General features: G+C 51.8%; 19 protein-coding genes. 16 read left to right on the forward strand and 3 right to left on the reverse strand.

Annotated elements, in window-relative coordinates; all coding sequences use genetic code 11:
• Window positions 1-40: 40 nt before the first annotated feature.
• Complete coding sequence (mfd, locus tag HNQ57_RS08330) at window positions 41-3,484, reverse strand: transcription-repair coupling factor (protein WP_184462271.1); 3,444 nt, start codon at window positions 3,482-3,484, stop codon at window positions 41-43.
• Between the two features lie 162 nt (window positions 3,485-3,646).
• On the opposite strand from mfd, the gene HNQ57_RS08335 reads away from it, so the two are divergent.
• The 9 genes from HNQ57_RS08335 (at window position 3,647) to nqrM (ending at window position 12,433) form a co-directional block, all read left to right on the forward strand.
• Complete coding sequence (locus HNQ57_RS08335) at window positions 3,647-5,113, forward strand: glyceraldehyde-3-phosphate dehydrogenase (protein WP_420825305.1); 1,467 nt, start codon at window positions 3,647-3,649, stop codon at window positions 5,111-5,113.
• Window positions 5,114-5,346: 233 nt separating this feature from the next.
• On the forward strand, window positions 5,347-6,687 hold the full coding sequence (locus HNQ57_RS08340; RefSeq protein WP_184462273.1) for a Na(+)-translocating NADH-quinone reductase subunit A: 1,341 nt from the start codon (window positions 5,347-5,349) through the stop codon (window positions 6,685-6,687).
• A 3-nt stretch (window positions 6,688-6,690) separates the two neighbouring features.
• Window positions 6,691-7,887, forward strand: a complete 1,197-nt coding sequence (locus HNQ57_RS08345) for an NADH:ubiquinone reductase (Na(+)-transporting) subunit B (protein WP_184462274.1) — start codon at window positions 6,691-6,693, stop codon at window positions 7,885-7,887.
• The gene (locus tag HNQ57_RS08350) at window positions 7,880-8,647 is read left to right on the forward strand and encodes a Na(+)-translocating NADH-quinone reductase subunit C (protein ID WP_184462275.1); all 768 of its coding nucleotides are present in this window, start codon (window positions 7,880-7,882) and stop codon (window positions 8,645-8,647) included. Before HNQ57_RS08345 ends, HNQ57_RS08350 begins: the two co-directional genes overlap by 8 nt.
• Before the next feature lie 3 nt (window positions 8,648-8,650).
• Entirely contained in the window at window positions 8,651-9,316 is a 666-nt protein-coding gene (locus tag HNQ57_RS08355) for an NADH:ubiquinone reductase (Na(+)-transporting) subunit D (RefSeq protein WP_184462276.1), read from the forward strand.
• Window positions 9,316-9,924: an NADH:ubiquinone reductase (Na(+)-transporting) subunit E gene (gene nqrE / locus HNQ57_RS08360; protein ID WP_159240261.1), complete on the forward strand. Its 609-nt coding sequence runs from the start codon at window positions 9,316-9,318 to the stop codon at window positions 9,922-9,924. Before HNQ57_RS08355 ends, nqrE begins: the two co-directional genes overlap by 1 nt.
• A gap of 23 nt (window positions 9,925-9,947) precedes the next feature.
• Window positions 9,948-11,171 (forward strand): NADH:ubiquinone reductase (Na(+)-transporting) subunit F, encoded by a 1,224-nt coding sequence (gene nqrF, locus HNQ57_RS08365; protein ID WP_184462277.1) that lies wholly within the window; start codon window positions 9,948-9,950, stop codon window positions 11,169-11,171.
• Window positions 11,172-11,274: 103 nt separating this feature from the next.
• Complete coding sequence (locus HNQ57_RS08370; protein ID WP_226968322.1) at window positions 11,275-12,192, forward strand: FAD:protein FMN transferase; 918 nt, start codon at window positions 11,275-11,277, stop codon at window positions 12,190-12,192.
• Between the two features lies 1 nt (window position 12,193).
• Complete coding sequence (nqrM, locus tag HNQ57_RS08375; protein WP_184462278.1) at window positions 12,194-12,433, forward strand: (Na+)-NQR maturation NqrM; 240 nt, start codon at window positions 12,194-12,196, stop codon at window positions 12,431-12,433.
• 100 nt (window positions 12,434-12,533) lie between these two features.
• On the opposite strand, the gene HNQ57_RS08380 is transcribed toward nqrM, so the two are convergent.
• The gene (locus HNQ57_RS08380) at window positions 12,534-13,643 is read right to left on the reverse strand and encodes a 3-deoxy-7-phosphoheptulonate synthase (protein ID WP_184462279.1); all 1,110 of its coding nucleotides are present in this window, start codon (window positions 13,641-13,643) and stop codon (window positions 12,534-12,536) included.
• 137 nt (window positions 13,644-13,780) lie between these two features.
• On the opposite strand from HNQ57_RS08380, the gene HNQ57_RS08385 reads away from it, so the two are divergent.
• Genes HNQ57_RS08385 through HNQ57_RS08395 form a run of 3 tightly spaced genes read left to right on the forward strand, consistent with a single transcriptional unit; the run spans window position 13,781 to window position 16,970 of the window.
• A complete protein-coding gene (locus tag HNQ57_RS08385; RefSeq protein WP_184462280.1) occupies window positions 13,781-15,031 on the forward strand; it encodes a lipoprotein-releasing ABC transporter permease subunit in 1,251 nt (416 codons plus the stop codon).
• 14 nt (window positions 15,032-15,045) lie between these two features.
• Entirely contained in the window at window positions 15,046-15,750 is a 705-nt protein-coding gene (lolD, locus tag HNQ57_RS08390; protein WP_184462281.1) for a lipoprotein-releasing ABC transporter ATP-binding protein LolD, read from the forward strand.
• The gene (locus tag HNQ57_RS08395) at window positions 15,750-16,970 is read left to right on the forward strand and encodes a lipoprotein-releasing ABC transporter permease subunit (RefSeq protein ID WP_184462282.1); all 1,221 of its coding nucleotides are present in this window, start codon (window positions 15,750-15,752) and stop codon (window positions 16,968-16,970) included. The genes lolD and HNQ57_RS08395 overlap by 1 nt, the downstream gene beginning before the upstream one ends.
• A gap of 21 nt (window positions 16,971-16,991) precedes the next feature.
• Here HNQ57_RS08395 and HNQ57_RS08400 read toward each other — a convergent pair whose 3' ends face one another.
• A complete protein-coding gene (locus HNQ57_RS08400) occupies window positions 16,992-17,513 on the reverse strand; it encodes a DUF2062 domain-containing protein (RefSeq protein ID WP_008247675.1) in 522 nt (173 codons plus the stop codon).
• Between the two features lie 104 nt (window positions 17,514-17,617).
• On the opposite strand from HNQ57_RS08400, the gene HNQ57_RS08405 reads away from it, so the two are divergent.
• The 4 genes from HNQ57_RS08405 (at window position 17,618) to msbA (ending at window position 22,879) form a co-directional block, all read left to right on the forward strand.
• Complete coding sequence (locus HNQ57_RS08405) at window positions 17,618-19,903, forward strand: DNA internalization-related competence protein ComEC/Rec2 (protein ID WP_184462283.1); 2,286 nt, start codon at window positions 17,618-17,620, stop codon at window positions 19,901-19,903.
• A gap of 64 nt (window positions 19,904-19,967) precedes the next feature.
• Window positions 19,968-20,603, forward strand: coding sequence for a MotA/TolQ/ExbB proton channel family protein (locus HNQ57_RS08410; protein WP_184462284.1), 636 nt, complete (start codon window positions 19,968-19,970; stop codon window positions 20,601-20,603).
• On the forward strand, window positions 20,603-21,034 hold the full coding sequence (locus HNQ57_RS08415) for an ExbD/TolR family protein (RefSeq protein WP_184462285.1): 432 nt from the start codon (window positions 20,603-20,605) through the stop codon (window positions 21,032-21,034). Before HNQ57_RS08410 ends, HNQ57_RS08415 begins: the two co-directional genes overlap by 1 nt.
• Before the next feature lie 42 nt (window positions 21,035-21,076).
• The gene (gene msbA / locus HNQ57_RS08420) at window positions 21,077-22,879 is read left to right on the forward strand and encodes a lipid A export permease/ATP-binding protein MsbA (RefSeq protein ID WP_184462286.1); all 1,803 of its coding nucleotides are present in this window, start codon (window positions 21,077-21,079) and stop codon (window positions 22,877-22,879) included.
• The last annotated feature ends 3 nt before the right edge of the window (window positions 22,880-22,882 follow it).

The following is a 22,882-nucleotide window of genomic DNA, read 5'->3' on the forward strand; positions in this document are numbered from 1 at the left end:
TGCTCGGTCTCATTTTTAAATGCGGTCTACTATCGCAGTTCTATTGTTTCGCTGCCAGCTTGCTGAGCAGTGCTTCAACAAATTCAAAGCGTTGCACAGGGTCTTCTAAGGGCTCTTTGAATTTTAAGGCATTGGCGCCGTCGAGTTGGTAGCGCGCTGGCGCCATTTGCACGAGTTTGACGATATTTAAAGGGTGGACTTGGGTGTCTTCCGCAAACTCCACTCGGCCGCCTTGGTTCGAGGCTTCAATTTTACTTAATCCTAGTGCGCCAGCAAGAAGCCGGATCTCGGCGCAGCGAAATAGGTTTTTAACCTGATTGGGTAACAGGCCAAAACGATCGATCATCTCAACCTGTAATTCTCGCAACTCGTGGCTGTCGACGGCACTCGCTATGCGTTTATAGAGCATGAGCCTACTTTGGACATCGGGTAAGTATTCATCCGGTATCAGTGCCGGCAAGCGTAAATTAACGTCGATATGGTCAGCGTTATTATCTTCAAGGTTTATTTTCTTACCAGCTTTTATCGCGTTTACCGCGCGGTCGAGCATGTCCATGTACAGGGTGAAGCCTATCGAGTGAATTTGGCCGCTTTGGCCCTCGCCCAATAGCTCGCCAGCGCCGCGAATTTCCATATCTTGGGTGGCAAGGGTGAAGCCCGCGCCTAAAGTGTCGGCCTCACTGATGGCGGTTAAACGCTTTTGTGCATCACCGGTCAATTGCTTCACGGGGGGCGTTAACAAATACGCGTAGGCTTGGTGGTGAGAGCGACCTACGCGACCGCGCAACTGATGAAGTTGGGCGAGGCCAAATTTGTCAGCGCGGTCAATAATGATGGTGTTGGCATTGGGTACGTCGATGCCGGTTTCAATAATTGTTGAACACACCAGGACATTGTGGCGTTTGTGGTAAAAATCACTCATCACCTGTTCAAGTTCGCGCTCGCGCATTTGGCCGTGGCCAACGCCAATCCGCAACTCGGGAATCATGGCCTCTAGGTCGCGCGCGGTTTTTTCAATGGTTTTGACCTCGTTGTGGAGGTAGTAAACTTGGCCGCCCCGTAAAATCTCGCGAAGGATTGCCTCTTTAATTAGTCCGTCGTCAGACTCCCTAACAAAGGTTTTGACCGATAAGCGCCGAGCGGGCGGGGTGGCGATGATAGATAAGTCGCGAATGCCGGCCATCGACATATTCAATGTTCGAGGGATCGGCGTGGCCGTCATGGTTAATACATCGACTTCGGCGCGGAGGTTTTTCAAGGCTTCTTTTTGCCGAACCCCAAAGCGGTGCTCCTCGTCAATAATAACCAAGCCGAGGTTTTTGTAGCGAATGTCGTTACTCAGCAATTTATGAGTGCCGATCAAGATGTCGACCTTGCCGGCGTGAAGTTCAGCAATGACGCCTTTTTGCTCGGCGGCGCTGCGAAACCGCGACAGCACTTCGATGTTTACGGGCCAGTCGGCAAAGCGGTCGCGGAAGGACTCAAAATGCTGCTGAGCGAGGAGGGTGGTGGGCACTAAAATCGCTACTTGAGTGCCATTTTGCACCGCGACAAAGGCGGCGCGCACCGCGACCTCAGTTTTACCAAAGCCAACATCGCCGCAAACTAGGCGGTCCATGGGGCGCAGCGATTTTAAGTCGTCTAGTACGGCTTCAATGGCGACTTGCTGATCTGGTGTTTCCTCAAAGGGGAACGCGTCGGCGAATTGTTGGTAGTCTTCGTCGCTGAGTTCAAAGGCTCGGCCTTCTCGAGCTTCGCGGCGAGCATAAATATCCAGTAGCTCAGCGGCGACATCGCGGATTTTTTCCGCGGCTTTGCGTTTGGCTTTGCTCCACTGCTCAGTGCCGAGTCGGTGCAGGGGAGCGGTGTCGTCGTCGGCGCCACTGTAGCGGCTTATCAATTGCAGCGAGCCCACCGGCACGTAGAGTTTGGCGCCATCGGCGTACTCTAGGGCTAGAAACTCGCTGGCTTGATGGTCGACATTGAGTGACTGCAAACCTAAGTAGCGGCCAACGCCGTGATCGGCGTGCACCACGGGGGCGCCGACACGCAGTTCCGCGAGGTTTTTGACCACGCTCTCGGCGGTGCTGGCGGCGGCTTTCTTGCGGCGACGACTCTGAGATACTCGCTTGCCGAAGAGTTGCGACTCCGCAATGAGGGCAAAGGCGTAGGGAGTATCGCCTGAGATACCTTCGTCAATAGGCGCAATGGTGATGCCAAATTCGCTTTTGCTGTCGGCAAAGGCTCGCCAGCTGGCAAAGGACGTTGGTTTCAGTTTGTGGCGGGCCAATAAATCAATTAAGGCTTCGCGTCGCCCGGCAGATTCGGCGCACAGCAAGACTTTACGGTGTTGACTATAGCTGCGTAAGGCGGCGATGGGGTCGCTGTGTTTGGCATCTATGCTCAGTGGTGGCGCTGTCGCAATGGCAAAATTAAAACTGCCTGCGGCGGCGGGAAGCTCCCCTTCGCTCAAACTAATGCGCGGATAGTTTTTGAGGGTGGCAAAGAGTTCCGGTACGGTTTGGAATACGCCCGCTGGCGGCAAAACTGGCCGCTGTAAATCCCCTAAACGTTGTTCATAGCGCTGTTGTATGTCTTGCCAGTAATGCTCGGCGGCCCCTTCAATTCCGGTGGTGTTTAACACCCATGTGTTGTCGGGTAAGTAGTCAAATAGAGTGCCGGTTTGTTGAAAGAACAGCGGTAGGTAATACTCGATGCCCGCGGGTGCGATGCCATCACTGACATCTTGATAAATGGGGCATTTGCGATGATCGACATTAAAGCGTTCGTGCCACTGGCGGCGAAAGAGGGCGATACCGTTGTCGTCTAAAGGGAATTCTTTGCCCGGTAATAAGCGTATTTCGTTAACTGACTCAATGCCGCGCTGGGTTTCTGGGTCGAAGCTGCGCAGACTGTCTATTTCTTGGTCTAAGAGGTCTAGACGATAGGGGAATTCGCTGCCCATTGGGAATATGTCAATAATCGCGCCACGACTTGCGTATTCCCCGTGCTGATAAACCGTATCTACGTGGTGGTAGCCGCTTTTTTCGAGTTCTAAGCGGAAGGTGCTGATGTCGACTTGTTGGCCGCGTTTAAGGAGTAGGCTGTGTTGGCGCACATAGTCGGGTGGCGCAATACGCTGCATTAGGGTGCTGATGGGCGCAACCAAAATGCCGTTTGCCATCGTTGGCAGCTCACTTAGTGTTCGTAAGCGTTCGGAAACGATGTCTTCATGGGGTGAGAAATTATCGTAAGGCAGCGTCTCCCAATCAGGCAGCAGGCGTACGGGTAGCTCGGCAGCAAAAAAACGCAGGTTTTGCTCAAGCTGATAGGCGGAGGCGGTGTCCGCTGTCAGCAGGAGTACCGGCTGGTTTAGCGATCTCGCTAATTCCGCGGCAACGAGGCCGTGGCTCGCGGAGGGGCATTGTCCCCAGCGCAGAACGCCAGCTTTAGGGGGGGTATTAATTGCGGGTAATTCAATCACAGTTGGGGAATTCTGCTTTGGTCAATGAAAAATGGTGCATTGTAACCCGCTATTGGTAGTTATTACATTGCACAGATGGCGATCGGCGGTTGAACTTGGGGGCAGTAATAAAGATAATACGCGCACAATTTTCTCCTCCCCGCCATGCAAAGGGTATCTGCCGTGACTGAAAGAAGACGTGAGCGTCCTGATGATTACTTCGCCGATTGGAAAGAGCGCGAAGCGTTAGCAGAGGGGATGATCCCTCTAATTGGTAAACTTTACCGCTCCAATAACGTTAAAACCTACATTTATGGTAAGAATCTGGTCAACCTGTCGGTGCTGGATATCATGCAGGCCCACCGCTTTGTGCGTCAGGTTGAGCAAAACGAAATTTCTGAGTTTGAAACCTTCCCCATTATTCAGGCGCTATCCACGCTAGACCTTGGTACTGCGCATATCGACGCTGGGCGTATTGCGGTTAATTACGAGGAAACAGGCAAGGCTAGCGGCCAGTCAGTTGAAGATTTTGTTCGCAGTCAGGTGGCTAAATTGATTGGCGGCGCGAAAGAACCAGGCCGTCCGTCACGTGACGTGGTTTTATACGGTTTTGGTCGTATTGGCCGCTTGGTTGCCCGCCTATTGATTGAAAAGGCGGGTGGCGGCGCTAATTTGCGTCTGCGTGCGGTTGTTGTTCGCCACGGCGGTGCAGAAAATGATTTGGTAAAGCGGGTGAGCTTGCTGCGTCGCGACTCAGTGCACGGGCCTTTTAACGGTACAATCCGCGTTGATGAAGAGCGTCAGTCATTTGTTGCGAACGGCGTTGAAGTGAAGGTGATTTACGCCAACTCACCGGAAGAAGTCGATTACACCGCCTATGGCATCAATGATGCTATTTTGGTTGATAACACTGGCAAGTGGCGCGATGTTGACGGCTTGTCTACTCACCTCGGTCGTCCGGGTATTGCCAAGGTAATTCTGACGGCGCCGGGCAAAGGTGATATGAAGAATATCGTGCACGGCGTAAACAGCGATCAGATTTTACCTGAAGATACCATTATATCTGCCGCCAGCTGCACCACCAATGCTATTGCACCGCCGCTGAAGGTATTGGACGACAAGTTTGGCGTTGAGAATGGCCATGTTGAAACCGTTCACTCTTACACCAATGACCAAAACTTAATCGACAATTACCACAAAGGCGATCGCCGTGGCCGCAGTGCACCACTAAACATGGTTATTTCTGAAACTGGGGCCGCCAAGGCTGTTGGTAAAGTATTGCCAGCAATGTTAGGTAAATTGAGCGGCAATGCGATTCGGGTACCCACGCCGAATGTGTCACTGGCAATATTAAAGCTCAACCTGAAAACGGCGACGACCAAAGAAGAGTTGAATGAGTTTATGCGCAAGGTGGCTTTGCACTCGCCACTGCGCAAGCAAATAGACTACTCTAACTCGCCCGAAGTGGTGTCTAGTGACTTCGTTGGTTCGCGTCACGCCTGTGTTTTTGACAGCCAAGCAACTATCGTGAATGGCAAAAGCGCCATTTTGTACTGCTGGTACGACAATGAGTTTGGCTATAGCTGCCAAGTACATCGCGTGCTTGAAAAAATGGCCGGTGTTGAATACGCGGTTTACCCCCAAGATTAATTGGGGGAGGGCTGAGTTGGCCGCCAACCAGCCCTGACCGTAAATGTTTACACTGATGACCGATATCATCAGTCAAGCAGTGGTAAGCAGTCCGGCGAGTCTTTATACTTGCCGCAGTTTTTGGGGCGCACAATCATTTAAGTTGTTTGTGCGTTGCTCCCGGCGCGTTTTCACGCCCGAGTTTACGCAGATTTGCAATTTCGCGTTCAACCATAAGAGTGTTAGACAGCCTTATGATCAAAATTACCAGGGGCTTAGATCTGCCCATATCCGGTGGTCCCGCTCAGCACATTGAGCCTGGCTCAAAGGTGCGTGCGGTAGCTGTGCTCGGTTTCGATTACCTCGGTATGAAACCCACCATGGCGGTGAAAGTCGGTGATCGCGTAAAAACCGGTCAATTATTGTTTACCGACAAGAAAAACTCCGGCGTTCGCTACACCGCGCCAGCAACCGGCCTTGTCTCAGCGATTAATCGCGGCGAGAAGCGGGTTCTGCAGTCGGTGGTTATCGACGTTGAAGACGATGAATTCGAAACTTTTGCTAAATACGACGCGAGTGCGCTTAGTACCCTAAGTGCAGAGCAGGTTGCTGAGAATCTTCAGCAGTCCGGTTTGTGGACGGCACTGCGCACTCGGCCATTTAGTAAAGTGCCAGCGATTGGCAGTAGTCCTGCGGCGATATTTGTTACCGCAATCGATACTCACCCCTTAGCGGCTGATCCCGCAGTGGTGATTGCCGAAGCTGAGGCTGACTTTAGTAATGGCTTGGAACTATTGTGCCGTTTAACCGACGGTAAGGTGCATCTATGTGTTGCCCCGGGCAGCAGCGTGCCGAGCTTAGACAATGAACAGCTGCGGGTTGCGGAGTTTGGCGGTGTCCACCCGGCTGGCTTGGCCGGCACGCATATCCACTTTTTGGAAGGCGCTAGCGCGACAAAAGTGGTGTGGTCTATCGGCTACCAAGACGTTATTGCCATGGGTAGATTGTTTACCACTGGCCAACTGAACACTGAGCGTGTTGTTGCGCTTGCCGGTCCCCAGGTAGAAAAGCCTCGCTTGATTCGCACTCGCCTTGGTGTGAGTTTAGATGAATTGTGCGCAGGTCAAATTCGTCCAGGCAATAACCGGGTTATTTCGGGGTCAGTGCTGGGTGGTCGCACCGCGCGTGGCGCGATGGCTTTCCTTGGCCGCTACCACAATCAGGTAACCGTCTTGGCCGAAGGTAATCACCGTGATTTTCTGGGTTGGTTGTCGCCCGGTGTTAACAAACACTCGGCGCTGCGTATCTATTTATCGCAGTTCTTTAAAAAGTCGATTGCCTACACCACCAATACCAATGGTAGTGAACGCGCCATGGTGCCAGTTGGCGCCTACGAGCGGGTGATGCCACTGGATATTTTGCCGACGCAGTTGCTGCGGTCAATCATTGTGGGCGATACCCAAATGGCGCAGTCATTGGGATGTTTAGAGTTGGACGAGGAAGACCTCGCGCTGTGCACTTATGTTTGCCCCGGCAAATATGAATACGGCCCGATCCTTCGCGACAATTTAAGCCGCATAGAGAAAGAGGGTTAAGTCATGGGGCTGAGAAAAATTCTCGACGATATGGAGCCGCATTTTGAGAAGGGCGGCCGCTACGAAAAATGGTATGCGCTTTACGAAGCAGCAGATACGATTTTTTATTCACCATCAAGTGTTACTAAGACCAACGCGCATGTCCGTGACGGTGTCGATCTAAAGCGGATTATGATTACCGTTTGGTTCTGCGCGTTTCCGGCGATGTTCTACGGTATGTGGAATATTGGCTTTCAAGCCAACCAGATTATGTTGGATTCTGGCATTGCCGCCGGTGAAGGCTGGCGTCATGTCATGATCTCAATGATGGCGGGATACGATCCTGCCAGCCTCTGGGATAATTTCTGGCACGGCTTTTGGTATTTCATTCCCGTTTACGCCGTGACATTTGTTGTTGGCGGTTTCTGGGAAGTCTTGTTTGCCATGAAACGCGGACATGAGGTTAACGAAGGCTTCTTTGTTACTTCAATCCTCTTTGCGCTGATTTGCCCGCCGAGTATTCCTCTGTGGCAGGTTGCCCTCGGTATTAGCTTTGGCGTAGTCATCGCCAAAGAAGTATTTGGCGGCACCGGCAAAAACTTCTTAAACCCTGCTCTAGCGGGCCGCGCGTTCCTGTTCTTCGCTTATCCTGCGCAGATGTCTGGCGACGCAGTGTGGACGGCAGTTGACGGTTTTACTGGCGCAACGCCACTGTCTGTTGTGGCCAGTGATGGCATGGCGGTTCTGCAAGAAAAAATGACGTGGATGGACGCCTTCTTAGGCAATATGCACGGGTCCATGGGTGAAGTGTCGGCTTTGGCTATATTCCTCGGTGGCGCAGTGCTGTTGTGGACCGGTATTGCCTCTTGGCGCATCGTGGTTGGGGTATTGATTGGCATGGTTGGCCTGTCGATGCTGTTTAACTCCATGCAAAGTGACAATTTAATGATGGCAATGCCTTGGCATTGGCATCTGGTATTGGGTGGTTTTGCCTTTGGCATGATGTTTATGGCGACAGACCCCGTGTCGTCGTCGATGACCAATACCGGTAAGTGGATTTTTGGCGCCTTGATAGGCTGTATGGTGGTGTTGATCCGCGTAGTGAACCCGGCTTTCCCCGAGGGCATGATGTTGGCAATTTTGTTCGCTAACTTATTCGCTCCGCTAATCGATCATTTTGTGGTGCAGGCAAATATCAAGCGGAGGTTGGCACGTGGCTAATAACGACAGTATTCCAAGAACGCTACTGGTTGCCGTTACCCTGTGTATCGTCTGCGCGCTGGTTGTTGCCAGTGCAGCCGTTATGCTGAAACCGGCTCAGGTAATCAATAAAGCCCTCGATCGCAAGGCCAATATCTTGGCTGCTGCGGGCTTATTAGTTCCCGGCGAGAGCGTCGAGGAGCAGTTTAAGCAGGTCACTACCAAAATTGTTGATCTGAATACCGGAAAATTCACCGATGAGATCGCTTTAAAAGGCTTCGATCAGGCTAAAGTCGCCAAAAATTCAGCGACTTCTATTGCCTTGGGCGAAGACGATTTGGCGAAAATTCGCCGTCGAGAAAACTACGCCATGGTGTATTTAATCGAGAAAGACGGCCACTTTGATAAAGTGATTTTACCCGTGCGCGGCTATGGTCTGTGGTCAACACTCTACGGTTTTCTTGCTCTGGAAAAAGACCTTAATACGGTAGCTGGTTTAGGTTTTTACGATCACGGCGAAACCCCTGGTCTCGGTGGTGAAGTCGATAATCCAAAATGGAAAGCGATTTGGCCGGGTAAAGAAATTTACGATGACGGCGATGTGGCCATTGAGCTGGTAAAAGGCAATGTCGACAGCAGCACACCCAATGCGGATAACAAGGTAGATGCGCTTTCCGGTGCGACCTTAACCAGTCGCGGTGTCAGCAATTTGTTGCGCTTCTGGATGGGCGAGCTGGGTTATAAATCATTTTTAAGCAACTTGCGTTCAGGGGAGGCATAAGCCATGTCGACAATGAGAGAAGCCCTAACGAAGCCAATTTTACAGAATAACCCCATCGCCTTGCAGATACTGGGTATCTGCTCGGCCTTGGCGGTGACCTCCAGCCTTAAAGTGACGCTGGTAATGTGTATTTCTGTGACCTTGGTGACGGGCTGTTCAAGCTTCGCGGTATCACTGATCCGCAAACAGATCCCGAACAGCATCCGAATTATCGTGCAGATGGTGATTATTGCCTCGCTGGTTATCGTGGTCGACCAGCTGCTAAAGGCTTATGCCTTTGCCATCAGCAAGCAGCTGTCGGTATTTGTTGGTTTGATTATCACCAACTGTATCGTAATGGGCCGCGCTGAAGGCTTCGCGATGAAGAACCCGCCGTTGGCGAGCTTTGTCGATGGCATTGGTAACGGTCTGGGCTACAGCGTGGTGCTTATTTGCATCGCCGTGGTTCGCGAATTGTTTGGCTCTGGTAAATTACTTGGTTTTGAAATACTGCCGCTGATTACCGATGGCGGTTGGTATGTACCAAACGGGCTGCTGTTATTGCCACCAAGTGCCTTCTTCCTGATTGGTATTTTTATCTGGGTATTGCGCTCGGCTAAACCAGAACAGGTCGAAAAGGAAGAATTCAAAATTACTAAAAATACCCGCAGCGTTAAGGAGGCCTTTTAATGGAACACTATATAAGCCTGTTCGTGCGCTCGGTGTTTATCGAAAACATGGCGCTGGCCTTCTTCCTCGGTATGTGTACTTTTTTGGCGATTTCCAAAAAAATTCAAGCCGCTATCGGTTTGGGTATTGCGGTTATCGTGGTGATGGCCCTGACCGTTCCGGTCAATAGCCTGATCTACAATCATTTGCTCCGCGAAGGCGCCCTGGCTTGGGCTGGTTATCCCGACGTCGATTTGAGCTTTCTTGGCTTGTTGAGCTATATCGGTGTTATCGCCGCCATAGTGCAAATCATGGAAATGGTGCTGGACAAGTATGTGCCTGCGCTCTACAACGCGCTGGGTGTGTTCCTGCCCTTGATCACGGTTAACTGCGCAATTATGGGCGGCTCGCTGTTCATGGTTGAGCGCGACTATGGCTTTGCCGATTCAGTAGTATACGGCGCGGGCGCTGGTACTGGCTGGGCACTAGCCATTGTTGCCTTGGCAGGTATCCGCGAAAAACTCAAATACAGCGATGTTCCCGAGGGCCTGCGCGGTCTGGGTATAACCTTCATCACTGTTGGCTTAATGTCGTTGGGCTTTATGTCCTTCGGCGGTATTGATCTCTAACCGAGAAGACTGGAGAAGAATTAATGAATACAGTAGTTATTCTCGGTGTGGGCATGTTTACCGCGATTGTATTGTCGCTGGTGTGCATTATTTTGTTCGCACGCTCGCGCCTTGTGAGCAGCGGCAATGTCACCATCGAGATCAATGGCGAAAAAACCATTACCGTGCCAGCAGGCGATAAATTATTAAACACTTTATCTGGTCAAGGCGTGTTCCTGGCGTCGGCCTGTGGTGGTGGCGGCAGCTGCGCCCAGTGTAAGTGTATTGTTAGCGAAGGTGGTGGCTCGATGCTTGCCACTGAAGAAGCGCATTTTAGTCCTCGCGAAGCTCGTGAAGGCTGGCGTTTGTCTTGCCAGACGCCAGTTAAGCAGGACATGAAAATTGAAGTGCCAGAAGACGTCTTTGGCGTTAAACAATGGGAGTGTACTGTCGAGTCCAACCCCAATGTGGCAACCTTCATTAAAGAACTAACCCTGAAATTGCCTGAAGGCGAAAACGTCAACTTCCGGGCTGGCGGTTACGTGCAGCTGGAATGCCCGCCGCACCACGTTAAGTATTCGGATTTTGATATTCCGGCCGAGTACAAAGGCGACTGGGAGCGTTTCGGCTTCTTAAATGTTGAGTCGAAAGTGGAAGAGACGGTCATTCGTGCTTATTCCATGGCGAATTATCCAGAAGAGCGGGGCGTCGTTAAGTTCAATATCCGCGCCGCGACGCCACCGCCAAACAATCTGTCTTTAACACCTGGTCAGATGTCATCTTGGGTGTTTAGTCTTAAGCCTGGCGATAAGGTTAAGGTTTACGGTCCCTTTGGTGAGTTCTTTGCTAAAGACACCGACGCTGAAATGGTCTTTGTTGGCGGTGGTGCCGGTATGGCGCCCATGCGTTCGCATATTTTTGACCAGCTGATGCGTTTGAAGAGCAAACGTAAAATCACGTTCTGGTACGGCGCTCGTTCTATGCGTGAAGCCTTCTACGTGGAAGAGTACGATAAGCTGGCGGCTGAAAATGAGAATTTTGAGTGGCATTTGGCGCTCTCTGACCCTCAGCCCGAAGATAATTGGACTGGCATGACGGGCTTTATCCATCAGGTATTGTTTGAAAATTACCTGAAAGATCACCAAGCACCGGAAGACTGTGAGTTCTATATGTGTGGGCCGCCGATGATGAACTCGGCTGTTGTCAAAATGTTGGAAGACCTCGGTGTTGAACAAGACAATATACTTCTCGATGACTTCGGTGGGTAATTTGCCGCGCAACACAATAAAAGCAGCCTTCGCGCTGCTTTTATTGTTTTTGGCTGCCTGTTCTGCAAAGCAAGCGCCATATTTGCAAATTAGTGGCAGTACCATGGGTACCACCTACCACATTACCTTGCGTCAACCGGGTGATGAGTGGACTGACGCCGCGCTCAAAGAAGCTTTAGATCTGCGTCTACAGGCTTTTAACCAGCTTGCGTCAACGTATATTCCCGATTCAGAGTTGAATCGCTTGAACAGCGCGCCGGTTGGAGCGGGGCATGCAGTTATGCCTATGCTGTTTGATATTTTGCTATTGGCGACAGAGGTCAGTTGGCTGAGTAATGGCGCTTTTGATGTCACCGTTGGGCCGCTAGTGGATTTATGGGGTTTTGGCCCAGTAAAGCACGATGGTAAGCCCAATGATGAAGCGGTGAATAAGGCGTTGGCGCAGGTTGGTTTTGACCAGATTGAATTAGACCTGCTTGATAAAAAAGTCCTTAAACATCGTGAGTTACACATCGATTTGTCTGCGATCGCCAAAGGTTACGGTGTAGACGTGGTTGCACTGTGGCTAGAGTCCCTAGGCACTAGCGATTATTTGGTCGAGATCGGCGGTGAGATGCGTGTAGCGGGACTAAGTCCCCGGGGTGATCAGTGGCGTATTGGGGTAGAAAACCCCGATGTGGAAAATTCTGATACCATTCCCATACGCTTAGGTAATATCGGCGTGGCTACCTCGGGTGATTATCGCAATTACTTTGAGGAAGAGGGGGTTCGTTACTCTCACACCATCGACCCCAATACCGGACGGCCAATCACTCATAATTTGGCCTCGGTGACGGTGCTGGACCCGTCTTGTGCCTTTGCCGATGCCATGGCAACGGCCTTTTCGGTGATGGGCGGTGACAAAGCCCTAAAATTAGCGGAACAATTGCAAATTCCGATTTATCTTATTGAAAAGAGCGAAGCGGGTTTTGTACGCCGCTACAGCTCTACATTTGCCCCTTATTTGGAGCAGGAGAAGTAATATGGCGACGGTATTCGCTGCGTTTTTTGTGATGTTACTGATTGTTGGCGCAATGTCGATTGGCGTACTGATGGGGCGCAAGCCCATTGCCGGCTCTTGCGGCGGCGTTGGCGCGGCCCTTAGTGAACCCGATTATATCTGTGATTTGTGCGGTAATGACCCGAAGAAATGCACCGAGGAAAACGATGCAGCAGCGGCTGCACGTAATAAATCGAGCACGACGTTTTACGACGCTAGTTAAAATTGCTAAATGCTTGACGGGAGACGATAGACGCTAAGCAAAGACAAGCGCTCGCCTTTGAACAGTGAGCGTAGCGAATAAATGCGTCTCCCGTCTCCCATCAAGCGTTCTGCCAAACCCCGACTCGCTCCAAATAAGCCTTCCTCGCAATCTCCATGTCTTTCAAAAATGGCTCTAGCTCATTAAGCGTTAGCGCTTGAGGTCCGTCGACTAGGGCTTTTGTTGGGGCTGGGTGAAAATCGACCAATACCATATTGGCGCCCGCTAATACCCCTTGGGCGGTGGCGTGACACAGTTCTAAAACCCCGTCGGGCGCGACATCGCGACTGCCCACGGAGTGGGAGGGGTCGATACACACGGGCATTCTGGTTAGGCGTTTAACGGTTGGCACCTGCGCGAAATCCACCATATTGCGGTGGGGCGCGCCGAATTCACTTTTCATTCCTCGCAGGCAAAAAATTACCTGGCTATTGCCTTCGCTGGCTAAATATTCTGCGGCGTTTAAAGATTCATTGAGGGTGATGCCAAAGCCACGCTTTAGTAGGGCGGGGTAGTCGTTCTGTTTGCCAATGGCTTTGAGGAGTTCAAAATTCTGGGTGTTGCGAGTACCAATTTGCATGATCACGCCGCAGGGGCGACCGGCGTCGACGAGGGCTTGGTCAATTTCCTGCATATGACTTTCGTGGGTGACTTCCATGGCGATCACTTTAATGCCGTATTTCCCAGCCAAATCAAATACCCAGGGCAGGCAGTCTTTGCCGTGGCCCTGAAAAGCATAGGGATTGGTACGGGGTTTGTAGGCGCCCATGCGGGTGCAATTCAGGCCGTTGGCCTGCAGGGCGCGGAGCATTTCTTCGACGTGTTTGGGATTATCTACTGCGCACAGCCCGGCAAAGATGTGTAGCGACTCTTGATCAAAAGCTAAACCCTGATAATGGAAACCGCTGCGTCCGCCTTTGGCCTTATGGCGGCCGAGAATGCGGTATTCCTCTGAGATCCGAATGACTTTTTCCACCGCGGGTAGGCTTTCAATCTCCTCAATATCCAACGCGTGAGTGTCGCCGAGCAAATAAATTTCTCTGAGGCTTTGTAGCTGGCCGCTGACCTCATGTTGTTTGATCTTTACCCCGGATAACTGCTGGAGATGGCTCATGGTTTTCTTAAAGGCTGGGTCTGACTCCTGAATATTAGGGTGTAGTATCAGTAACATGTATATCCCCTTGAGCGAATGCTTTTGCGTTAACGGCTGAAAAGGCGCATAAATTGCGCAAATATCTTTTCTCATAAATCCCGCATGCAATGATAGTATAGGTGCTGATTTACGATCTGGATTGCGATTAATTTCCTATGGCTGTGCCCTTATATTTACGGATTGGTATTCGGTATTTTCGACGTGCATCGGGAAATGACCGTTTTCTGTCGCTAGTCTCGTGGTTTTCACTGCTGGGTATGTTAATTGGCGTTGTCTCATTGATTGTTGTGATGTCAGTGATGAACGGCTTTGAGCGCGAATTGCAGCAGCGAGTCCTATCTGTCGTCCCCCACGGTTATATTGAAGGCCCTCAGCGCCGTTTAGCTGGCTGGCAGGCTTACGCGAATTCGCTGGCCGATGATCCCCAGGTAAGCGGGGTTGCTCCCTATGTTGGGGGTAAGGCGATGCTGGCGGTCTTTAAACGTTTGCGCGGTGTGTCCTTGTACGGCATCGATCCTGAGCAAGAGCGCGGGGTGTCCTCGGTGGCAGAGCACATGATTGCCGGTGCTTACCTCAGCGATGATGGCAGCGGCCAGTATCAGATTATTATTGGCGATATTCTCGCGCGGCAGCTGGGGGTGAATATTGGTGATGGTCTGACCGTTATTTTGCCCAAAGTGACCGTGACACCGTTTGGTCTATACCCCCGCGAAAAAGAGTTTACGGTCAGTGGGGTATTTAGCGCGGGGGCGCAGCTTGACGCAACGAGTGCGTTTATCCATATTCGCGACGCACAGCGGCTTTACCAGCTCGGCGACGATGTTGAGGGCTTGCGCCTGCAATTAACTGATATGTTTGCGGCGCCGCAATTGCTGCCAGTGCTCGCTGCTCAGTTGCCAGAAGGCAGTCTCGCCGTAAGCTGGAGCGACAGTCAGGGCAGCCTATTTCAGGCCGTAAAAATGGAAAAGCAAATGGTGCGCCTGCTGCTGCTGTTTATTGTGTTGATTGCCGCCTTTAATATTGTTTCCATTTTGAGTATGGCGGTGTCTGCTAAGCGGGGCTCAATTGCGGTGCTGCGCACTATGGGCAGTACGCCGGGTTCAATCATGGCTATTTTTATTGTTTACGGTATGGCGACGGGTTTGATTGGCCTTGGTCTTGGCTTGCTCATCGGTGTGCCTCTCGCGCAAAATGTCGGCGGTGTTGTGGCGTTTATCGAGCAATTAAGCGGGATGCAACTCTTTAATCCGCAAGTTTATTTTATTACTCATCTTCCCTCCCATTTACAGTGGTCAGACGTGGCGGTTGTCAGTGGCTTTGCTTTACTGCTCAGTTTATTGGCGACGCTATATCCGGCCTGGCAGGCTTCGCGAGTGCAACCCGCTGAAGCTCTGCGTTATGAATAACGAGTACGGTGTCTATGTCTAATCTCAGTGTCCCGGCAGATTCAGTGCTTGCCTGCCGTGATCTACATAAGTTTTTTGTTCAGGGGCCAGAGCAGCTCACTATACTGAATGATATAAACCTCGATATTGGTCGTGGCGAGCGAATTGCGATTGTTGGTCCCTCGGGTGCAGGTAAGACCACCTTGCTGCATATGCTTGGCGGACTAGATACCCCCTCAGAAGGTAGCGTGCTGGTTAGCGGCAAAGATATTGCAAAAATGAACGACCGAGATCGCAGCCGGTTGCGCAACCGAGAGTTGGGTTTTGTATACCAGTTTCATCATTTGCTTGCCGAGTTCTCTGCGCTGGAAAATGCGGCGATGCCCTTGCTCATTGGCGGTGAGAAACGTGCGGTGGCGTTTGCTCGCAGCCGCGAGTTGCTGGAGCGGGTGGGTTTGGGCCATCGTTTAGAACACCGCCCCGCGCAATTGTCTGGCGGTGAGCGGCAGCGGGTCGCCATTGCCCGCGCATTGGCGAATAGTCCCGCCTGTGTGTTATTGGATGAACCCACAGGCAATTTAGACGGCGACACGGCAGAATCTGTGCAGGCGCTGTTGCTCGAATTAAATCGCGAGCTGCAAACCAGCTTGGTGATTGTTACACACGATATGCGGCTTGCTCGGCGGATGGACCGGGTGCTTAGTCTCGCCGATGGCCAATTGCAGGAGTCTGTGGCCTGATGCGTTCACTGGCGGTGTTTATTGGCCTTCGGTATAGCTCGGGCCGGTCAGGAAGTCAGTTGGTGTCGTTTTTGTCGCGGCTGTCAATGGCAGGGCTGGTTCTGGGGGTGGCGCTCCTAGTGACGGTGTTGTCGGTGATGAACGGGTTTGACCGTGAAATGCGGACTCGCATATTGGCTTTGGTACCGCATATTACGCTGCAGCCTTGGGCTGTGGGCGAGAGTGATTGGCAAACCTTGCAAAGCGACGTCGAACGCCATCCCGCTGTGCTCGCAACGGCACCGTTTGTACAAGGCAGCGCCATGTTGATAAAGGGCGGCTTGGTGGAACCCGGCTTGTTCTATGGTGTGGAGCCTGTAGCCGAAGCGCGCGTGTCAACTATCCAAGATTATGTCGATTTAGACGTGTTAAGCGCCGGCAGTAAGACCGTGATTTTAGGTAAGGCACTCGCCGAGCGTCTGGGTGTTGAGCAGGGGGAGCGGGTGACCTTGGGTGTGCCACAGGTGGCGGGAAGTCAAAATGTGCGTTTTGTACAGATGACGGTCGCGGCGTTGGTGGCTACGGGCACAGAACTGGATCAGCAAATGGTGCTGATGCATATCGATCAGGCTCAGGCATTATTCGCTGAACCGCCACCAGTGTCGCTGCGCGTCTCAGTCACAGACGTGTTTGCCGCGCCACAAATTGCATGGGAATTGGCCTCGGTGCACGGTCGCGACTTTATGCTCAAGGACTGGAGTCAGCAGTTTGGCAATATGTACCATGCCATTCAAATGTCCCGTAAATTAGTGGTTATTATGCTGCTCGCTGTGGTGGGGGTTGCGGTGTTTAATGTGGTTTCTACCTTGGTCATGGTCGTCAATGACAAGCGTGCTGATATTGGTATTCTGCGCAGCCAAGGTGCGAGCCAGGGCGATATTTTGCGTATTTTTTTGAGTTATGGTGCGGTGATCGGTGCGGTGGGTTCGACTGCTGGCGGGGTGCTGGGGGTGGTGCTGGCAACGTTTATTGGCGATGTAGTTGCCGCTGTTGAGCATTTTTGGGGCTTGCAGTTGCTGCAAAGCGATGTGTATCCCATTAACTATTTGCCCGCTGATATTCGTATACCCGATGTTTTAGCTGTCTGCGCGCTAGCCTACGCTATGAGTTTGTTAGCAACGATTTATCCCGCGTGGCGAGCGTCGCGAATGGCGCCAGCAGAAGCGTTACGCACGAGTTAGGCGATGTTTGCGGTATTGAGTTTAGCGGTTGAGGCGGCTTTCCCGGCGTTTTCGCCAACGCCGTGTGACGTGGACGCGCCATAAAATATGAATGCTCGCGGCGCCAACCAGCCCGGCTAATAGACCGGTTAAAAAACAGCCGACGAGCAAGGGACGCCATAAATAGGTGAATTCCTCTGCCAGCCATGCCCATGACAATTCAAAGTGGAATGAATTGGGGGGAATACCCATTACTGTAGCGCCAACTTTATAGGTAAAGTAAAAGATAGCGGGCATGGTGATGGGATTGGTAATCCATACCAACATCACTGAAATGGGCAAATTAGCGCGGCAGACAATCGCCGCGAGGGCGGCAAGTAACATTTGCGTTGGTATTGGTACAAACGCAATGAACAGGCCCAAGAAAAACGCCAAGCTCACTGAGCGGCGGTTCAAGTGCCAAAGATTGGGGTCGTGTAACAGACTGCCAAAAATACGGACCGAGGGGTGCTCGCGCATTTTTTCGGGAGTCGGTAACCAACGTTTAAATAATTTACGAGCCATCCGCTCAATTCTAGTTCACATGTGTGACAGTTGAAATTTAACCAGCCGCATACTCGATAAGCGGGGCGGCGCCATTATGCACGGATCTACTGGGGTACTCCAGCATGTTGTCATGGATGACAGCGGCGATAGTGGCAATAGTCGGCGTGGCTTTTGCTCCAGCGCTACCAACATACACCATTATAGCGGCTAGCCTTTTGAGCGGCTTAGCCGCCAGCGTGGCGTTACGGCCCTGCTGGCGCTGGCCTTTAGTAGCGTTTTTAATTGCTGCGGGGTACGCCGCGAGCTACGGAGTGTGGCGCAGCGCGCAGTTATTGCCGCAGGCGCTCGAAGGTCGGGATATTGCGTTAAGTTTTCGGGTGTTGACGCCGCCAGAACGGCGTAGTGAGTTTCCGCCATATTACCGCTTTGACGCGATAACCGACCTTAACGGCCTTGGTCGAGTGCGGCTAAACTGGTACGGCGAGGGGCCGCCTAGCCTCGGTGATAACATGCATGCGCAGCTCCGTTTGCGGCGTCCCCACGGTTATCAGTCCCCCGGCGCCTTTGATTATGGGCGCTGGTTGTTTGTGTCTGGCTATTCGGCTACCGGCTATGTTCGCCGCCCCGAAACGGCGGTGTTTACTGCTTCGGCAGCCCCTTTTTCGCCGGAGATCTTTCGGCAGCATTTGATCGCTGGCCCCAGCGCGCACCTCGACCAGTATCGTCATGGTGGAATAATGAAAGCGTTATTGTTTGCTGACCGCAGTACGATAAGCTCGGCGGAGTGGGCCTTGTTCGCGCAGACGGGTACCAGCCATCTAATGGCCATCTCGGGTATGCATATTGGCATGGTCCTGCTGTGGGGGTGGGGGCTCGGTCGCGTCGCGATATTTTTTTATCAGCGTGGTTTCGTGCTTAAGCCGCTGTTGGCAATGGGCTTTGCCTTGACCTATGCGGCGATGGCGGGATTTTCAGTGCCGACCCAGCGAGCAGCCGCAATGGCCGCGATGGCCTTGTTGGCGTATGGCTTTAGGCGTCAGATTAGCCCTTGGCAGTCCTATTTTGCTGCGATGCTACTGGTGTTGGTTATCGACCCGCTAGCGCCTCATCAGCTGGGTTTTAGTCTCTCGTTTGCTGCTGTGGCCCTACTGCTTTGGTCTTTTCAAGGGCAGCGTCAGCCACGCAGTTTAAGTTTGCTGCGATCTCAGTGGGTGGTGGTGATTGGCTTGCTGCCAGTATTGGGTCTATGGGGCTTGGGTTTTAGTGTGGCAAGTATCCCCGCGAATCTGGTGGCGATTCCAGTAGTGGGCTTTTTAATTTTACCGGCCATGTTTGCAGGCTTATTGCTACTTAAGGTCTGGCCTTGGCTGGCAGATTTGCTCTTTTCCTGTGCGGACGCCTTACTCGAACATTTGCAGTTTGGCCTAGCGCTGGCGGCGCAGTGGCAGCCGGTAATTCATTATTATCCCCCGGCGACAGCCCTGGGCTTGGGCGTTGGTGCCGCGCTAGTCATACTTTTACCCCGTGGGGTGCCCGCCAAGTGGTTGGCTGTAATTCCCTTGGTGGCCTTGTTTTATTGGCCTGCGCCACGACCGGCTAAGGGTGATTTTTGGGTGACTGTGCTCGATGTTGGGCAGGGTTTGGCGGTGCTGCTGCAAACCCAAACGAAAACGCTGCTTTACGATGTTGGGCCAGATTTTCGCAGCGGCTTTAATACGGCCGATGCCGTGGTCTTGCCCGCGCTGGCGGAGTTCGCTATAGGCCGTTTAGACGCGTTGGTGCTAAGCCATGGCGATCGCGACCATGCGGGTGCCGCGTCCGCATTATTTGCAAAGCAGCCGGTGGTCACATTTCTTCGTGGCGAAGGTATCGAGAAGCTGGACAGAAAAGGGCGCGATTGCCACACAGCGCCAGCCTGGGAATGGGATGGTGTGCGCTTTGAGTTTTTGAAGAGCATAGGCAGTGGTCAGCGCGGTAATAACGCTTCTTGTGTTATGAGGGTTGGTGCCGGTCTGGCCTCTATCCTGCTCACTGGGGATATCGAGGCAGAAATAGAACGCAAGTTGATGGGTGCCCATAACAATAATTTATCGGCAAATGTGTTGGTGGCGCCACACCACGGCAGCAATACCTCGTCATCAGCGGCGTTTATTGCGGCGGTTGCACCCGCAGAGGTGGTGTTTTCGGCTGGGCGCAATAACCACTACGGCCACCCCGCGACAGCAGTTCTTCGTCGCTATCAAACTCAGGGTAGTCGCTGCTGGCACACCGGCCTGCATGGCGCGATTCAATTTCGCTTTCAAGGCGGCGAGCTAGCGGATATTCGCTATGCTCGCGCCTGGCGTTATTACTGGGAAACGCCAGCAACAAGCCCTGAATTATGCCGGAAATTCAATTCCGAGGGCTGATTCACTTCTTACCGAGGCATTCCCTCCGTATAATGCCCTCACATAAAAATGGTAGGGATCTGATGTGCTTGAATTGGTGAAAGCGGGTGGCTGGTTAATGCTGCCAATTATTTTGTCTTCAATTATTGCTTTGGCTATCTGTGTAGAGCGTTTTCTCAAACTGAATCCTGATAAGGTCGCTCCCCGTAATTTATTAAATCAAGTGTGGGCGTGGTTGCAAAATAAGCAGCTCGATGCAGAAAAGTTGCGTGAGTTACGACGCGGCTCGCCACTGGCACAAATTCTCGCCACCGGTTTGGCCAACGCCAAATTTGGGCGCGATATTATGAAAGAGAGTATTGAAGATACGGCGTCCCACATAATTCACGACCTAGAACGCTATCTTAACGCGTTGGGCACTATTGCTGCGGTTGCGCCGCTGCTTGGTTTGCTAGGCACTGTGCTGGGTATGATTAGAGTATTTACCGAGATTATGGTGCAGGGCACAGGTAACGCCGGGGTGCTCGCTGGTGGTATCTCCGAAGCCTTAATCACAACTGCCTCAGGCCTCTGTGTGGCCATTCCTGCCTTGATTATGCACCGCTATTTTTTGCGCCGCATTGACGAGCTGGTAGTTCGAATGGAGCAAGACGCCATGAAACTCATCAATGCGATGCACGGCGAAGTGCAAATTAAAGACAGCGCAGCGGGTAAAAAATAGTGAAATTTAAGCGCCAGCGCATGGATGACAGTGGGGTTAATCTTACCCCGCTAATTGATGTGGTGTTTTTACTGCTGATATTTTTTATGGTGTCGACAACATTTACCAAAGAAAGTCGTCTTAATTTGGAGTTGCCCAGCGCGCAAGGTGACATCGCTCCTCAGGAAACTAAGGTTTTGGAGGTCGTGATCGACGCCCAAGGGCGTTACCGCCTTAATGAACAGGCCTTAGTCGATCACACCGTACAAGGCTTGATGGCTGGCATGCGCGAAATTGCTGGCGACGACACTGAATTGCCGGTCATTATTACTGCTGATGCGAAAAGCCCTCACCAAGCGGTTATCACCGCGATGGACGCGGCGGGGCGACTTGGTTTTGCTAAACTTAGTTTAACCACCCAAGATCCCGATAGCAGTGTGCCAGCCAACTGATTTTGTTTTCCGTCTCCGTTAACGCTAGGAATTCCCGGTAATATGAGTAACAACAATAAATCCGATCTCGTTATTTACGGTCGCTTGCTGAAATACGTGATACCGATGTGGGCCATGTTTTTATTCAGTGTTTTGGGCTTTTCGGTATTTTCCGGTGTTCAGGTACTGCTTGCGGATATGATGCAGCTGATTGTCGATTATATCGGCGGCAATATGGTGCCCGGCGAAGGTGGTATGTCGGCAAAATTAATGTGGGCTTTGGGGGGCAAAGACTTTGTCCTAACCGACGCTCGGTTGTGGATTGTGTTAATGATGGTTGTGCTCGGCTTAGTCCGAGGCATGGGTTACTTTGCCGGTAACTATTTTATCGCGATTGTTTCTAATAGCTTGGTTCACAATTTGCGCTGTGAGCTGTTTAATAAAATGCTGCATATGCCCAGTCGTTATTTTGATCAAAACTCCACGGGCATGATGATTTCCAAAATTACCTTTAATGTCGAGCAAGTCACTGGTGCGGCGGTTAATGCGACCAAAGTCGTGCTGCGTGAGGGCACCTTTGCGATCGGGCTTATCGCCTACTTGCTGTATAGCAATTGGAAACTCACCATGGTGTTTTTTCTTGCCCTGCCGATTATTGCTGTCACCGTATACTGGGTGGGTAAACGGTTTCGCAAGCTCAGTAAAAACATTCAAAATGCGATGAGCGATGTCAACCAAGTGACCAATGAGTCGATTGGCGCTTATCGTGAAATTCGCCTCTACGACGGTACCGCCTTTGAAACCGCTCGATTTGTTGAGGCCAGTGGTCGGACCCGCAGTCAAAACATTAAGATGGCGTATTACAACGCGATCAGTCCGTCAGTGATTCAGTTTCCAGTTGTGCTCGCCACCGGCGTGCTAATTTGGATAGCCTTGGGCCTTGGCGGTTCAATGTCGCCTGGTGCCTTCGTTGCATATTTGTCGGCGGCCTTGTTTTTGCCAAAACCTATGCGGCAACTGGCGGATGTTAGCAGCACTATTCAAAAAGGTTTGGCGGCAGCGGAAGATATTTTTGATTTTATAGACGCAGAACAAGAGAAAGATGAGGGCACTTACCGCAGTGATGTAACCCGCGGCGATATTGAAATACGTAATTTGAACTTTGCCTATAGTCCTGATTCTGAGCTGGTATTACGCAATATAAATTTAAAAGTTGAGGCGGGTAAGTCCTTGGCCTTGGTTGGCTTGTCTGGCTCCGGCAAGTCCACCTTGGTGAGTCTGTTGTCGCGGTTTTATGAACATGACCAAGGCGATATTCTGCTTGATGGTGTTGATGTTCGAGATTACCAGCTAAGCAATCTGCGCGACAAAATGGCCTTGGTGACTCAGCAGGTCACGCTGTTTAACGACACTGTTTTCAATAATATTGCTTACGGTAAAATGGCGGGGGCGAGTCGTGAACAGGTACGTGCCGCTATAGAGGCGGCCCACGCCAGTGAGTTTATAGACCAACTTCCCCTCGGCCTAGAAACTGTGATTGGCGAAGACGGTGTGATGCTGTCCGGCGGCCAGCGTCAGCGTTTGGCGATTGCCCGCGCATTTCTAAAAGATGCGCCGATTTTAATATTTGATGAGGCCACATCGGCCCTCGATAATCGCGCTGAAAGTCATATTCAAAAAGCGATGGAAGAGGTGATGAAAGGTCGCACTACCATCGTTATTGCCCACCGCTTAAGCACCATCGAAATGGCCGATCAAATCGTGGTAATGGAAGCGGGGCAAATAAAAGAGCAGGGCAGCCACGATGAACTGCTTGCCTTGAATCAGCGCTACGCCCAGCTATACCACAAGAATTTTGAGGAATAGATT

The sequence above is a fragment of the Zhongshania antarctica genome (assembly GCF_014202945.1).
Classification (GTDB): Bacteria; Pseudomonadota; Gammaproteobacteria; order Pseudomonadales; family Spongiibacteraceae; genus Spongiibacter; species Spongiibacter antarcticus.